Source organism: Streptomyces sp. NPDC048383 (assembly GCF_040651775.1).
Classification (GTDB): domain Bacteria; phylum Actinomycetota; class Actinomycetes; order Streptomycetales; family Streptomycetaceae; genus Streptomyces.
Map to the genome: position 1 here is coordinate 64,263 of NZ_JBEZKS010000024.1, position 13,761 is coordinate 78,023.

Annotated in this window: 12 protein-coding genes; 6 read left to right on the forward strand and 6 right to left on the reverse strand. The window is 74.6% G+C overall.

Annotation, left to right across the window (positions count from 1 at the left end):
* Positions 1–291 precede the first annotated feature (291 nt).
* The 6 genes from AB0D46_RS18520 to AB0D46_RS18545 all read left to right on the forward strand — a co-directional run bounded on the left by AB0D46_RS18520 (position 292) and on the right by AB0D46_RS18545 (position 6,627).
* Complete coding sequence (locus AB0D46_RS18520; RefSeq protein ID WP_362878593.1) at positions 292–1,446, forward strand: hypothetical protein; 1,155 nt, start codon at positions 292–294, stop codon at positions 1,444–1,446.
* A gap of 368 nt (positions 1,447–1,814) precedes the next feature.
* A complete protein-coding gene (locus AB0D46_RS18525; protein ID WP_362878595.1) occupies positions 1,815–3,305 on the forward strand; it encodes a glycoside hydrolase family 3 N-terminal domain-containing protein in 1,491 nt (496 codons plus the stop codon).
* Between the two features lie 17 nt (positions 3,306–3,322).
* Positions 3,323–4,144, forward strand: coding sequence for a papain-like cysteine peptidase (locus tag AB0D46_RS18530; RefSeq protein WP_362878597.1), 822 nt, complete (start codon positions 3,323–3,325; stop codon positions 4,142–4,144).
* A 13-nt stretch (positions 4,145–4,157) separates the two neighbouring features.
* Positions 4,158–4,910 (forward strand): PIG-L family deacetylase, encoded by a 753-nt coding sequence (locus AB0D46_RS18535; RefSeq protein WP_362878598.1) that lies wholly within the window; start codon positions 4,158–4,160, stop codon positions 4,908–4,910.
* Positions 4,904–5,728, forward strand: a complete 825-nt coding sequence (locus tag AB0D46_RS18540; RefSeq protein ID WP_362878600.1) for an ABC transporter ATP-binding protein — start codon at positions 4,904–4,906, stop codon at positions 5,726–5,728. The genes AB0D46_RS18535 and AB0D46_RS18540 overlap by 7 nt, the downstream gene beginning before the upstream one ends.
* Before the next feature lie 14 nt (positions 5,729–5,742).
* Entirely contained in the window at positions 5,743–6,627 is an 885-nt protein-coding gene (locus AB0D46_RS18545) for an ABC transporter permease (protein ID WP_362878601.1), read from the forward strand.
* Between the two features lie 19 nt (positions 6,628–6,646).
* Here the strand turns inward: AB0D46_RS18545 and AB0D46_RS18550 are convergent, their stop codons facing one another.
* The 6 genes from AB0D46_RS18550 to AB0D46_RS18575 form a co-directional block, all read right to left on the reverse strand.
* Complete coding sequence (locus AB0D46_RS18550) at positions 6,647–7,816, reverse strand: alpha/beta hydrolase (protein ID WP_362878603.1); 1,170 nt, start codon at positions 7,814–7,816, stop codon at positions 6,647–6,649.
* 104 nt (positions 7,817–7,920) lie between these two features.
* Entirely contained in the window at positions 7,921–8,706 is a 786-nt protein-coding gene (locus tag AB0D46_RS18555) for a 3-hydroxybutyrate dehydrogenase (protein WP_362878605.1), read from the reverse strand.
* A gap of 139 nt (positions 8,707–8,845) precedes the next feature.
* Positions 8,846–9,280 carry a GntR family transcriptional regulator gene (locus AB0D46_RS18560; RefSeq protein WP_362878606.1) on the reverse strand — a complete coding sequence of 145 codons (435 nt, stop codon included), beginning with the start codon at positions 9,278–9,280 and terminating at the stop codon, positions 8,846–8,848.
* Between the two features lie 215 nt (positions 9,281–9,495).
* Positions 9,496–10,482, reverse strand: coding sequence for an ABC transporter permease (locus AB0D46_RS18565; protein ID WP_362878608.1), 987 nt, complete (start codon positions 10,480–10,482; stop codon positions 9,496–9,498).
* Complete coding sequence (locus AB0D46_RS18570; RefSeq protein ID WP_362878610.1) at positions 10,479–11,426, reverse strand: ABC transporter ATP-binding protein; 948 nt, start codon at positions 11,424–11,426, stop codon at positions 10,479–10,481. Before AB0D46_RS18570 ends, AB0D46_RS18565 begins: the two co-directional genes overlap by 4 nt.
* 179 nt (positions 11,427–11,605) lie before the next feature.
* The gene (locus AB0D46_RS18575; RefSeq protein ID WP_362878612.1) at positions 11,606–13,489 is read right to left on the reverse strand and encodes a hypothetical protein; all 1,884 of its coding nucleotides are present in this window, start codon (positions 13,487–13,489) and stop codon (positions 11,606–11,608) included.
* Positions 13,490–13,761: the final 272 nt, after the last annotated feature.

Here is a 13,761-nt window from a genome sequence, read left to right on the forward strand (position 1 = left end):
GGTCGATGCCGGAAGGGCCCGGAACCCCGTGGCCCCATGCCCGTACCGGGTGCGCCGACCGCGTCGGGCGGGCGTGTGGGGGCGTGGGGAGTGCGGCGGCGGGGGCGTCCCGGGGCATGGATTCGAGTCCGCTCGGAGCGGGCGTGGAGGGGGTACCGGTAGGGCCCCGATCGGCGTGAAATTGGTCTGGACCACCTGGCGTCGTGATGGTTAGGGTTCTTAACAGAACTCGCTCCGGCCGGCTGCGGGCCCGTTCCGCACGCCGCCGACCCTCTGATGGAGGACCCGTCCGTGATCGACATCGTGGCTGTGCTCAGAGCCGAGGACGCGGTTCTCGACTTCCTCTCCGTCCTCGCCGATCCCCGCCGCACCGAGGTCCACGTGTTGTGCGGCGACACCCGCGCCCACCTGGTCCTGCCCCCGGGCACGGAACTGCGCGAACGACTCGCCGTACTGGGCCGCCACGTGCGCCCGGTCGACGACACGGCCGCCTCGCCGGGCCCGGAGCCGCTCGCCGTCCTCCTGCACCGGGCCGCCGCCGGCCTGCCGGCCCGGCTGTGGACCCACTCGCCCGCCGACAACCGCCGCAGCCGCGGCGTGCTGGGCCGCGACGCCGCCGTCGCCGGCGAGGGCATGGCGGTCCGGCACGCCGTCGGCTACTCGCCGTTCCTCCAGTTCATCAGCGACTTGGACCGGCCCCTCGACGGCTCCCAGACCGCCGCCAAACTCGACTTCGTCAACCGGCACTGCGGCCACCTCCTGGGGTCCACCTCGCCGGACCAGATGCTCTACACCGCCCGCGTGCCCGCCACCGAGCGGTTCTTCGAGGCCCAACCCGCCGAACGCGAACGGCTGTTCGCCCTGCTGTCCAGCCTCGACGACGGGGCCGCCTCCGTGGAGGACCCGTGGGAGTTCGAGAGTTCCCCCTACGAGGACGAGCGGCTGGACGCGACGACCTCCTGGATCGCCGGCCGGCTGGCCCCGGCGGACGGACCGCTGATCGAGGTCGGCGCCTGCGAGGGCGCGCTCACCGCACGGCTCGCCGCCAAGGGGTTCACGGTGGAGGCCACCGAGCCCAACACCCTGTTCCGCGACCGGCTGTCCGCCCGCGTCGGCGACACGGCCCGGGTCCACCCCGACGGGCTGGAGCAGTTGGCCGCCCGGCCCCGGCTGCCCGGACCGGCGTACCTCCTGATCGAGATGCTCTACTACGGCCAGGACCTCGACCTGCTCGACACCCTGCCGACCGACCGGGTCTTCGTCGCCCTGGAACCCGAGGCGCTCGCCACCCGGCTCACCCCCTGGCTGGAGACCGCCGCGCACTGGGAGGCCGTCGAGGAGCGGGTCCTCGTACGCCCCGCGCTCGAAGCCGTCTGCGGCGGCCGGGCCTACCTCAGCAAGCGCGGGAGCACCGGCGTCCTGCTGCACCGCCGCACCACCGGCTGAGCCCCGCCGTCCGTTGACCCGTCCCACCGGCTGAGCCCGACCGGCCGTTGACCCGTCCCACCGGCTGACCTGTCCCAGCACGCGCGGGGGCCCCGCGCCCGGGGCCCCGCCGCCCCCGACGCCCCTCCCGCCGACACCCCGGAGGCCGGGCCCGTCCGACCGTCACCACCCAGCCCCGTACCCCGCAGACGCCGCCGTCGCCGCCGCGCCCGTGCCCGCGCCCACGGCCTTCCGTCGAGGCCCGCCGCCCCGCAGCCCCGCCGCCCCGCGGCCGACCCGTCGGACCGGCCCGGTCCGGTCACGCCGCCCCACCGGGAGGGACCTCCGCCCTTCCCTCCCTCCGTCCCGTTCCCGAAGGTTGAACGCCCGTGAGCACTGCCACGACCCTCGTCAACGCCTGCCTCCTGCCCGCCTACGACGGACGCGTGCCGCCCGACTGGATCCTGCGCGCGCTGGACGCGGGGATCGCCGGGGTCGGCCTGTTCGGCACCAACCTCCACTCCACCGGGCGCTCGCTGCGCGAGGACATCGTCGACCCGATCCGCGCGGTACGGCCCGACGCCCTGATCGCCCTGGACGAGGAAGGGGGTGACGTCACCCGGCTCGACTACCACCGCGGCAGCGTCTACCCCGGCAACCACGCCCTCGGCAGCGTCGACGACCCCGAACTGACCCGGCAGGTCGCCCTGGCCGTCGGATCCGACCTGCGCGAGGCCGGGATCAACCTCTGCCTGGGCCCCTGCGCCGACGTCAACTCCCGCGCCACCAACCCGATCATCGGCGTACGGTCCTTCGGCTCCCGGCCCGGCCCCGTCGACCGCCACACCCGTGCCTTCGTCCGGGGCCTCCAGGAACGCGGCGTGGCCGCCACCCTGAAGCACTTCCCCGGACACGGGGACACCGGAACCGACTCGCACACGGCGCTGCCCGACATCCACCGCGGTCTCGACGCACTGCGCGCCCTGGACCTGCCCCCGTTCGCCGGCGGCATCGCGGCCGGCGCCAAAGCCGTCATGACCGGCCACATCCGGCTCCCGCACCTCTGCGACCTGCCCGCCACCCTGAGCCGGCGCATCGTGACCGGGCTGCTCCGCGAGGACCTCGGCTACGACGGCGTGGTGATCAGCGACGCCCTGGAGATGGCCCCCGTACGCGACCGCTGGGGCTTCGGCGGCGCGGCCGTCCTCGCCTGGGCGGCGGGCGTCGACCTCGTCCTGCTCGGCGCCACCGACGGCGAGTCGATCCTCCCCGAGGTCCACCGGGCGGCGCAGGACGCCCTGCGCACGGGAGCCCTCACCGTCGAACGGATGGAGGAGGCGGCCGCCCGGGTCGCCGCACTCCGCGCCTGGGCGGCGCCCACCACTGCGCACCCGGCCCCCGCGTCCGCCGCGAGCGCATACGGCATCGGGCTCGTCGCGGCCCGCCGCGCCCTCTCCACCGCCGGCCTGCCGGCCGTCGGCCCCGGGGAGCCGGTGCACACCGTACGGCTCCTCACCGGCGGCAACATGGCCGTCGGAACGGCGCCCTGGGGCCTGGCGCCCGCGTTGAAACTGCTCGACGCCCTGGCCTGCGCCACCGACGTGGAGCCGGACACCGACCCCCGGGACATCGACCTGCCCGACACCGGCCCCGTCGCCGTCGTCGTGCGCGACGCCGCCCTCGACCCCTGGCAGGACGCGACCCTGCGCGCCCTGCGCGCCCGCAGGCCGGACCTGGTCACCGTCGACATGGGCCTCGGCCCGCGCACCCCCGAACCGGGCAGCCGGGTGGTCCTCACCCGTGGCGCCGGCCTGGTCAACGCGGTCGCCGCCGCCGAACTCCTCACCGGACGCACCTGGACCGGCCCCTTGCGCACCTGACCACCCGGAGCACCACCGTGCCCCCTTCGACCACCCGGACCACCCTTCCCCCCGCCACCCCGGAGGACCAGGTGTACGACGTCTGCGTCGGCCTCGGCTACCACTGCGAATCGACCTACCAGATCCGGCGGATCACCGGCGACGACCGGGCCCACTTCTTCGACTGGCTCGACCTCGACTTCGAATCCGTGCTCCGCACCCTCGCCACCGACTTCCGCGAGGTCCTGGGCCCCGGCCTCACCGAACCGTTCAGCAACGGGACCTGCGCGCTCGACACGGGCTCCCGGATCCGCTTCTTCCACGACTTCCACGCCCGGCCCGACGCACCCCTGACGGCCGAGGACATCGCCGACCAGGTCGCCGGCGTACGGGCCAAGTTCCAGCACCTCGCGGCCCGTTGGCGAGAGCTGACCGCCTCCCGGGCGCACGTGCTGTACGTCCACCACGACGCCTTCGACGAACTCGAAGCCGCTGACCTGGCCCGCCTGCACACCCTGCTCCGCCAACGCCACCCCGGCCACCGCTTCTCCCTGCTGTGGCTGCGCCGCACGCCCCCCGGCGATACGGCCGCCCTGCCGCCGGGCGTCCGGTGGGACACGGTCGCCGAGCGCCCCGGCCGCTGGCAGGGCGACGACGCCCAGTGGGACGCCGCCTTCGCCGCCCTGGCCGACCCGCCCGACTCCGCCCCGCCCGACTCCGCCGCGCCCGACTCCGACCCGAACGCCACCGACCCGAACGCCACCGCCGCGCCCGACGCCCCGGCCCCGGGCCCCGGGCGGACCCGTCCGGAGCCGGGCCCGCAGGCCGGCCCGCTCTCCCGCCCCGCCACCCGCACCTGATCCGGAGGAACCCATGCCCGCTCCCGCTCCGCCCCCCTGGCGCACCGTCGTCCTGTCCCCGCACTTCGACGACGCCGCCCTGTCGCTCGCCGGCCTGTTGCCCGCACTGCCCGGACCGGTCGCCTTCGTCACCGTCTTCGGCGGCGCCCCGGCGCCCGACGCCGCCACCTCCTGGTGGGACAGCACCTGCGGGTTCGTCTCCGCCGCGCAGGCGTACCGGACCCGCCGCGCCGAGGACGCCCGGGCCTGCGCCCGGCTCGGAGTCGCACAGGTCGTCCTCGACCACCCCGACGGCCCGTACGGCGACGGTGGCGAACCGCACCTCCTCGACGCCTTCCTGGAGGGACTCGCCCCCGGCACCCGCGTCCTCGCCCCGCTCGGCAGCAACCAGCCCGACCACGAGAGCGTACGGCTGCGCGCCACGAAGGTCCTCGCCGCCGCCGGCGCCCCCGCGCCGTGGGTCTACGCCGACCTCCCCTACACCGGGCACCTGCCCGAATGGGGCACCGACGGCGCGAGTGGAGCCCTGGCCCGCAGCCCGATGTGCGGGCTCGCCTACCAGCAGCTGCTGCGGAGCCATCGCACCACCGTCCGCCACGAGTTGCTCCTGACCGACGAGCAGTGGCAGGCCAAGCACGAGGCGGTGCTCTGCTACGCCTCCCAACTTGCCGCGCTCGTCCCCGACCACGGCACCTTCCTCGCCCGCACCGGACCGCTGCGCGCCGAAGTGATCTGGGAACTGTCGCCCCTGGACCCGCCGTGCTGACCCCGGGCCGCCCCGCCGAGACCGCCCCGCAGGACGGCGCCGGCCAGGACGGACCCGCCGAGGACCCGCGGCCCGTCGTCATGGCGGCGACCGGCCTGGTCAAGGAGTACCGGCGCGGCCGGGCCGTGGACGGCGTCGGCTTCACCATCCGCGCGGGGGAGCGGCTCGGCCTGCTCGGGCCGAACGGCGCGGGCAAGACCACGACGCTCCTGATGTGCCTCGGAGCCGTTGAACCGGACGCGGGCCGGGTCGAGATCCTCGGCACGAACCTGCACGGCAACCGGGCCCGGGCCATGCAGGGCGTCGGCTTCGTCGCCGGCTACCTGCCGCTGCCCGACCGGGTCCGGGTGCGCGAGTACCTGCGGCTCTACGCCGACCTGTACGGGCTGCGCGCCCCCGGCGCCGCCGTGGACCGCGTCCTGACCCGGTTCGGCATCGAGCACCTGGGCATCGCCATCGGCACCGAACTCTCCAGCGGCCAGCGCACCTTGGTCGGCATCGCCAAGGCCGCCCTGCACGAACCCCGACTGATGATCCTGGACGAACCCACCGCCTCCCTCGACCCCGACATCGCGCTGCGCGTCCGCACGGCGCTGCTCGCCCTCTCGGCGGAACAGGGCACCGCCCTGCTGGTCACCAGCCACGACATGGTGGAGGTGGAGCGGCTCTGCGAGCGGGTGATGTTCCTGCACGGCGGCCGGATAGCCGCCGACGGCACGCCCGCCGAGGTGGCGCACCGCTTCGGCCGGGCCGACCTGGAGGGCGTCTTCCTGCACCTGGCCGAAGAACGCGACCGCGAAAGGGCCACCGCCCGATGAAGACCTCCCGCCCGATGACGACTTCCCCCACGTCCCCCGCCGCACCGGACGCCGCCCCCGGGGGCGGAGACCCTCCCGCCCTGCGGTCCCCGGCCGTCGCGTCCGCGTACCGGGTGCGCGCCGTCGCCCGCCGCCACTGGCTGGTGCTCAAGCGCAGCCCGCACCGCTTCTTCGACGTACTGGTCTGGCCGCTGGTCGACACCCTGCTCTACGGGTCCATCGGCCTGTTCGCCGCCCAGGCGGCGGGCACCGACCCGGGAGCCGCCACCGCCGTCGCCGTGTACCTGCTCAGCGGCACGGTCCTGTGGCACCTGGTCCACCAGACCCAGATCTCGCTCGCCACCGGCTTCCTGGAGGAGACCTGGTCGCGGAACCTGCTCGGCCTCCTCGCCACCCCCATGAGGGAGTGGGAGTACCTCGCGGGCGTCGGCCTCTTCGCCCTGCTGCGCACCGCCGTGAGTACGATCGCCGTCGCCGGACTGGCCTTCGCCGCCTACGCCTTCGACGTCACGGCGCTCGGCTTCGGGCTGGTTCCGGTGGCGGCCCTGCTGCTGGCCTGCGGCTGGTCGGTGGCGCTGCTGGTGGTGGGCCTGGTGTTGCGGTACGGCAGCGGGGCCGAGGCCCTGGTCTGGGGCGCCCTGTCCGTGGTGATGCCGCTGTCGGGGGTCTTCTACCCCGTCTCCACGCTGCCGGCCGCGTTGCGCCCGCTGGCCGAGATCCTGCCCACCACGCACGTCTTCGCCGCCGGTCGGGCCCTGACCGGCGGAGGGGGGATGCCCTGGCGGGAGCTGGGCACGGCCACCGCCGGGACGCTCGTCCTGATGCTGCTCAGCCTGTTCGCGCTGAGCCGGATGATGCGCTCCTTCCGCAGGCGGGGTCTGGTGACGCGGTATTCGTGACGGGGGCGGTCGGCGCGCGTCAGCGCGGGCCGGTGCCCGGGTGGCTCCAGCGGAACCGCGCCTCCGGGAACCGCGTCGAGGGGCCGTCCAGCAGCGGGGCGGGAAGGTCGCGCAGGAAGCGGTCGAAGAAGGCCCGCGCGTAGGCCCGGACCAGCCGCGTCGACCTGGCCGGGGCCAGGGTGCCGAGGAGTTCCGCGTACAGGTCGGCCGGCCAGGACCGCGGGAGTCCGCCCGCCGCGGCGAAGTGCGGCAGGTCGGTGAAGGTGAGGTGTCCGGTACCGGTGATCCGCACCTGGCGGGCCCAGCCGCGCTGGTGGTCCCGCCACTGCCGCCAGGTGTCGTGGTCCTCCGCCGCGGTGAGCAGCATGTACGGCCGGTCCAGGCCCTGCTCGGCCACGGGCGAGCCGAAGAGGGCGCCGTCCAGACCGAGTCCGGCCCGGAAGCGGCCGTCCACGCGCAGTACCTCGGCCGCGGCCGAACCGCCCATGGAGTGGCCGAGCACCCCGATCCGCGCCGGGTCGGCCCGCGGCCACCCCCACCCGCCCGCGCCGCCGCGCGGCCGGAGGAGTTCGCCGGCCAGGAAACGCAGGTCATCGACCCGCGCTGCGATCTCCAGGCGCTCCTGGGCGCCCCAATCGGCCGGCTCCTCCGGCAACACGCCACGTACGATCCGGCCGCCGGGGAACTCGACCACCGCGGCGTCGAAGGTGTGGTCGACGGCGGCGACGAGGTACCCGTGCGCGGCGAGGTCCTCGGCCAGGGCGGTGCAGTTGGCGCGGCCACCCTTGCGCCCGTGGCCGAGCAGCAGCAACGGCAGCGGGCCCTGCGCCGCGGGGGCCGCGTCCCGGGCGTGCGGGCGGACGGCGGCCAACGTCCCGGCGGTCAGCGGCAGGCCGGACTCCAGCTCGGCGGCGACCGCGGCGGTGGTGTACGCGGCGCGGGGACGTCCCGCCCTGGCGAGGGCCGGATACCAGAGCTGCACCATCAGCTCGCGCGGGCGGCGGTCCGGGGCGAACGGGTCCTCGCGCGCGGTGTCGACCAGGTGGAGGGTGCGGGTGCCGACGGTCCGGGACGCGGTGGGGGCGGGCAGGGGGAGCGCGGCGGTGGCCTGGGCGGTGGTGGGCGAGAGCAACAGGCCGCCGGTGGCCGAGCCGGCGAGCAGCAGAACGGAGCGACGCGTGATCATCATCCACCCTCGGGGAAACGGCGAACTGGCGACGCCCCAACGTAGTTGGTCCGGACCAGCTTGCCCAGGGGGTTTCAAGTGGCCCGATAGGACCGGGGCGCCGTACGTCAGGCGGCGGTCCAACCGCCGTCCATGGGGAGGGAGGCCCCCGTGACGTGGCCGGTGTGCGGCCCGCAGAGCCACAGGGCGACGGCCGCCACCTCCTCCGGTTCGATGAGTCGCTTGATCGCCGAACCGCGCAACAGCACCTCGCCGACGACCTGTTCGGGCGGGATCCCGTGGGCCTCGGCCTGCGCGGCGATCTGGCGTTCCACGAGCGGGGTGCGCACGTAGCCGGGGTTCACGCAGTTGCTCGTCACGCCGTGCGGCGCGCCCTCCAGCGCGGTGACCTTGCTGAGGCCCTCCAGGGCGTGCTTGGCCGTGACGTAACCGCACTTGTAGGGGCTGGCCCGCAGGCCGTGCACGCTGGAGATGTTGACCACCCGGCCCCAACCGCGCCGGTACATGTGCGGCAGGGCGCGGCGCAGCAGCAGGAACGGTGCGGTGACCATCACCTGCTGCAGCCGGTCGAACATCCGGGGCGGGAAGTCCTCGATGGCCGCGACGTGTTGCAGTCCCGCGTTGTTGACCAGGATGTCGGGATCCTCGGGCAGGGACGCCAGGGCGGCGGGATCGGCCAGGTCCACCGGATGCGCGCGCCCGTCCACCCGCCGCGCCACTTCCGCGGCGGCCCGCGCGTCGAGGTCCACCACGTGGACGAAGGCCCCGGCGCCCGCCAGGGCCTCGACACAGGCCCGCCCGATGCCGCTGCCGCCGCCGGTCACCAGGGCCGTACGTCCGACCAGTGCGCCCGTCGGGAGTCCGGGCGCCGTTCCACCGAATCCGCTCGTCATGACCCGAACGGTAGGGACGCGTACCGGGGGCTGCCGATGTGCGCCGCCACCACAGTCCGGGCCCCGGACATGGCCGCGGCCACCACCGACGGGTGGGGGCCCGGTGGGAGCGGTCGCGGGCGCGATCCGGCGACGGGCCTCAGGGGCCGGGCGCCACCGGGACGGACGGCGTGTGCGCCGGTCTTGGTTCGCCCGCCGGATACTCCTCGCCCAGCACGGTGTCGAACAGGCTGGTGACCTCCTGCGAGGTCAGTCCCTGCGCGCGCGCCTCGCGCATCCACTCGCCCAGCCGGGCCCGCACGGGGGACTCCGGCGCCGTCCGGGGCGTCGCCAGCGTCCGCGTGATGAAGGTGCCCGAGCCCTGCCGCACTTCGACCAGTCCGGACCGCTCCAGTTCGCGGTACGCCTTGAGGGTGGTGTTGGGGTTCACCTTCGTGGTGGCGGCGACCTGCGCCGCGGTGGGCAGCTTGTCGCCCTCGGCCAGTGCCCCCATGTGGAGCGCCTGCTCCACCTGGTGGACGATCTGGAGGTAGGCGGGCAGGCCGCTGCGTCGTTCGATGCGGAACACGACCACGGTGCCCGCCTCCTTGGTCCTCGTCGTTTTCGCTCAGCCTAGTGCTGTGGCCGGAAGGGTTTGCCGGGTCGCGGTGTTCGGTGCGGTGCGTCGCGAGGCGGAGGGCCGCGGCTCGTACTGGACGTACTTCCGCGGTCCGACAACGCGGCGAGGTGCCGTGCCGGGCGCCGCGACCCGGCGGACCTTTCCGGTCACAGCACCAGGTGCTCGCCGGACTACAGCCGGCCCCTGCGGGTCCGGAGCACGCACACCGTCAGGAACAGCACGGTCAGCGCCAGGAGCACGCCCGCCGCGGTCCACTGCATGCCCACCATCTGGTCGCGGTCGAAGTAGTCCCGGACCGTGTTGACGATGCCGAGGTCGCTGCGGCACTTCTCGGCCGCGGCGTCATGGGCGCAGGTGGACCAGCCGTAGAGCTTGCCCGACGCGGTACCGACCCACTGGTCCACCTCGACCCCGCCGCCCAGGGCGGCCGGCGTCTCGCCGTCGAGCGGCCAGGCGACCCGGCGCGGCGTGGCGAGTTCGTCGCGGAGGCCGCCGGCCACGGTCAGGCCGATGGCCGAGACCAGGAAGGTCGCGACCATGGCGGGCGTCACCCGCCGCACGAGCGCGCCCACCGCGATGCCGAGGGAGGTGGTGCACAGGGCGGTGGCGACCAGGACCGGACCCGTGGTGTCGAAGAGGGCGCCGGTCAGCCAGTCGTTGGGGGCGAGCGGTCCCAACGACCGCCACCACCAGCCGTACAGCAGGCTCAGGATCGTCGTCGGTACGGTCACCACGAGCAGGGCGAAGGACACCTTGGCCAGCAGCCACTGGAGCCGCGACACGGACTGGGTGGCGACGAGCCGTCCCGTCCCGTTCTCGTAGTCCGCAGCGATCAGCGGTGCGCCCAGGAACGCGCCCAGCAGGACCGGGACGAAGCCCAGGGTCACTCCACCGGAGTTGAGATCGTTGGATATCCGGTTGGTCAGGTCCTGCGGGAGGGAGTCCCCCCGCTTGCCCGGCCAACCGGCGGCGTGCAGGTCGTTCAGCATCGCGCCGCGCTGGTAGACGATCCAGGCCGCGCCGATGAGGGTGAGCGCGAGGCAGCACAGCAGGGCCGCGCGGTGCTGGTGGACCATGAGCCAGGCCAGTCCGCGCAGCGCGCGGGGACCGGAGGGCTCGCGGCCGCGGATCGTGGGGTCCTGGGTGAGCGTGCTCATGCGGCGTGGTCCTCTCGGTGGCCGGGGACGGAGGTGGGGGACAGCAGGGCGGGCGCCTGCGGCGAGCGGAGGTAGGCCAGCAGCACTTCCTCCAGGCTCGGCTCGGTCGGCTGCCATTCGCTGCCGATCCACCCCTGGCGGCGCACCAGAGCGCTGAAGTGGCGTCCCGAGGTCCGGGCCTCGATCAGGGTGTGGGCGCCGAGGGCGGCGGGCAGGGCGCCGGACCCGTCGGTCACGCCCGTCACCACCGTGTGCATGGGGACCAACTCGTCGGTGTCGCCCGCCATGCGGACCTGTCCGTCGGCGAGGACCAACAGGTGGTCACACATGTCCTCGATCTCGCTCAGCAAGTGGGAGGAGAGCAGGACCGTGGTTCCGTTCTCGGCCGCCTCGGCGAGGAGCAGCGAGCCGATCTCGTCGCGGGCCACCGGGTCGAGGTCGGCCATCGGCTCGTCCAGGAGGAGCAGTTCGGGTCGCTTGCCGAAGGCGAGCGCGAGGGCCACCCGGGTGTGCTGGCCGCCCGACAGGTCCGCGATCCGCGCGTCCATCGGCACGTTGCCGGAGCGCACGATCCGTTCGGCCACCTCCTGGTCCCAGCCGGGGTTGAGTTCCTGCCCCATGCGCAGGGTCCGGGCCACCGTGAACCGCTTGAAGAGCGGCTTGTCCTGTCCGAGGTGGGCCCAGCGGGTCCTCGTCCCATCGGAGCCGACGGGCAGGCCGAAGATCTTCAGCTCGCCGGCGGTCGGCTCGACGAGCCGGGTCGCGAGACCGAGCAGGGTGCTCTTGCCGGCGCCGTTGGGTCCGACGAGGGCGGCGATGCGACCGGCGGGGATCCGGAAGGTGCAGTCCCGCAGGGCCCATCCCCGGCGGTACCTCTTGCCCAGCCCGTGTGCCTCGATGGCCCACCGGTTGTCGGCCGCGTCGAAATCGGTCGTACTGCGCACGGCGTCCCCCCCTTTCCGTAAATCCACTAGATGAGTAGTGGAATAATGGACTCAGGTGTCGGCCGTGTCAAACGCCCGGATCCGACGGCGGCCGGCCCGCGCGGGAAGGGTCCCGCGCGATCCGGCGCCGTCGGATCCGGGCGCTGAGCCGTCCGAAGAGGGGGGTGTCGACGCTCCGATCAGGGGCGGGCCGCGGGCGGCGTCGGCAGCGGGGTGCCCTCGGTGCCGAGCAGCGCGAGGAGGACGATCGCGTCCGTCCACCCGAGCGGTACGACCGCCTTCGGCCGGCCGTCGACGCTGACGGTCTCGGGCAGCTCCCCGAGCGCGTTGCGCTTCGACAGCACCCAGTCCACGACCGCGTCGGCCTTCTCCCGCTGCCCCGTACCCGCCCAGGCGAGCGCGAAGAAGGACGTACTGGCCGTCCAGGTGATGTTGCCCCAGGGCGCGTCCGGGTCGTCACCCGGGACCACGCCCCCGTTGGGCCGCAGCAGCGCGGCGTACGTGTCGTCCAGGGCCCGGGGCAGGTCCGCGGGGGCGTTGTTGAACGGCGGCGCCATGAAGCCGACGGCGCTGTCCCGACCGTTCGAACCGTCGGCGGTCCGCGGGTACCCCAGCGGCGCGAACGTGGCCGCGATGCCCGCGGACAACCGCTGCGCCGCGTCCGCCCACCGGGCGGCGTCCTGCGTCCGACCGAGGCCGCGTGCCAGGTCGGCGGCGGCGTTCAGCCCGGCCAGCAGCGGCGCTGCGGTACCGATGTTCGCGCTCTCGGTCTCCAGCTCCCAGTAGTCGGGGGAGGCCGGTGGCAGGCCGTCGGCGTCGAGGGTGCCCGCCGTGTGGTCGGCCGCCTTGCGGATCATCGGGTACAGCGCCTCCAGCCGCGCGGCCCGACCGTCCTGCGGCGCCGCCCGGTACCACTGCCAGGTGGCCCACGGCACCCAACCGTTCCCGTCCAACTGCCACGGCCGGTCGTCCGGCGGACCCGAACCGTCCAACCGGGTACGGGCGTCCCAGGTGCCGTCCGCCCGCTGGGTCTGCGCGTTGAAGCGCAGGATCCGGTACGCCTCCTCGTCGTACCCGGTGTGCGCGAACGCCGCGGAGGCGAAAGCGGAATCGCGCGGCCACGAGAAGTCCCAGAACGACGACCAGGCCGCCGCGAAGGCACCGTTCGGTCGCAGCAACGCCCGCATCGACAGCAGGGCCCGCTCCGCGCCCTCCCGCCGCGGCCCCGCCGCGCCCGGGATCCGGCCCGACGCCAGCCAGGCCCGGGACTCGGCGATCTGCTCCAGGGCGCCGGGGTCGTCCGCCTCGACGACGACGGACGCGGTGGCGCCCGCGGGCAGGTACCGCCACCGGCCGGACGGCAGCCGCAGCACGTTGCTGCCCCGCACGTAGTCGGCGCCGACGGCGAACTCCGGAGTGACCGCCTCCACCGCGGTCCCGTTGGAGAGCAGGCCGGAGGTCCGCGCGATCCGGTCGGAGGCGGGCACGTAACAGGGGTCCGTCTCGCCGCACCGCTCCTCGCCGGTCGGGTTCACGTGGAACGCCAGCCGGTCCTCGACGGCCTCCCACTGGTCCGCCGCCCCGTCGTGCCGCCAGCTGACGGGGGCGCCGGCCTCCGCCCGGCGGGTACCGTGCCAGACGACCGGCTTGCCGTCCGGGGTGGTCGCCTGCGCGAACAGGTAGTACGGGGTGCCGGGCGTCACGGGGGCGTCCAGGGGCACCTCCACCCAGCCCGCGCCCGCGCCGCCCAGCTTCGCCACATCGACCGTCCGCGCGGCGATCGTGGAACCGGCGTCCTCGCGCGCGCCGCGCACCTCGATCCGTACCCGACCCGTGGCGGCGGCGCTGCTCAAGTACAGGCTCACCCGCGACAGGCGGGCCTCGGACGTCCTGAACTCCTGCGCGGCCGCGCCACCGGCCGTCGCGATGCCGAGCAGCGCGGCCTCGTGCAGGGACTGTCCGTCCGGTGGAACTCCGTCCCGTGCGCTCGCCGGCCCCCCGGCGGCGCACAACAGTGTCGACAGCAGGGCAGTGGCCAACGCGGTGGACCTCGTACGCACCATGCTTCTCCCTTCGGGTGATCCGGACGTCAAACGAGAGACGGGCATGGGTGGTGGCGCGCTCCTTTCAGAGAGTGCCCCGCACGACCATCGGACCATCGGACCATCGCCCGGCCGCGCCGTAACCCGCCCCGTCTGGACGAACCGGGGCCACGCGGTGCGCCGATGGATGTCACCCCGCGGACGCCGGGGCGTACGGGCGTACCACCGTGGGCCGATGGCGCGGGCGCGAACCGGTCCCGGCACCGGAACGTCGGGCCCGACCCCCGCTTCGC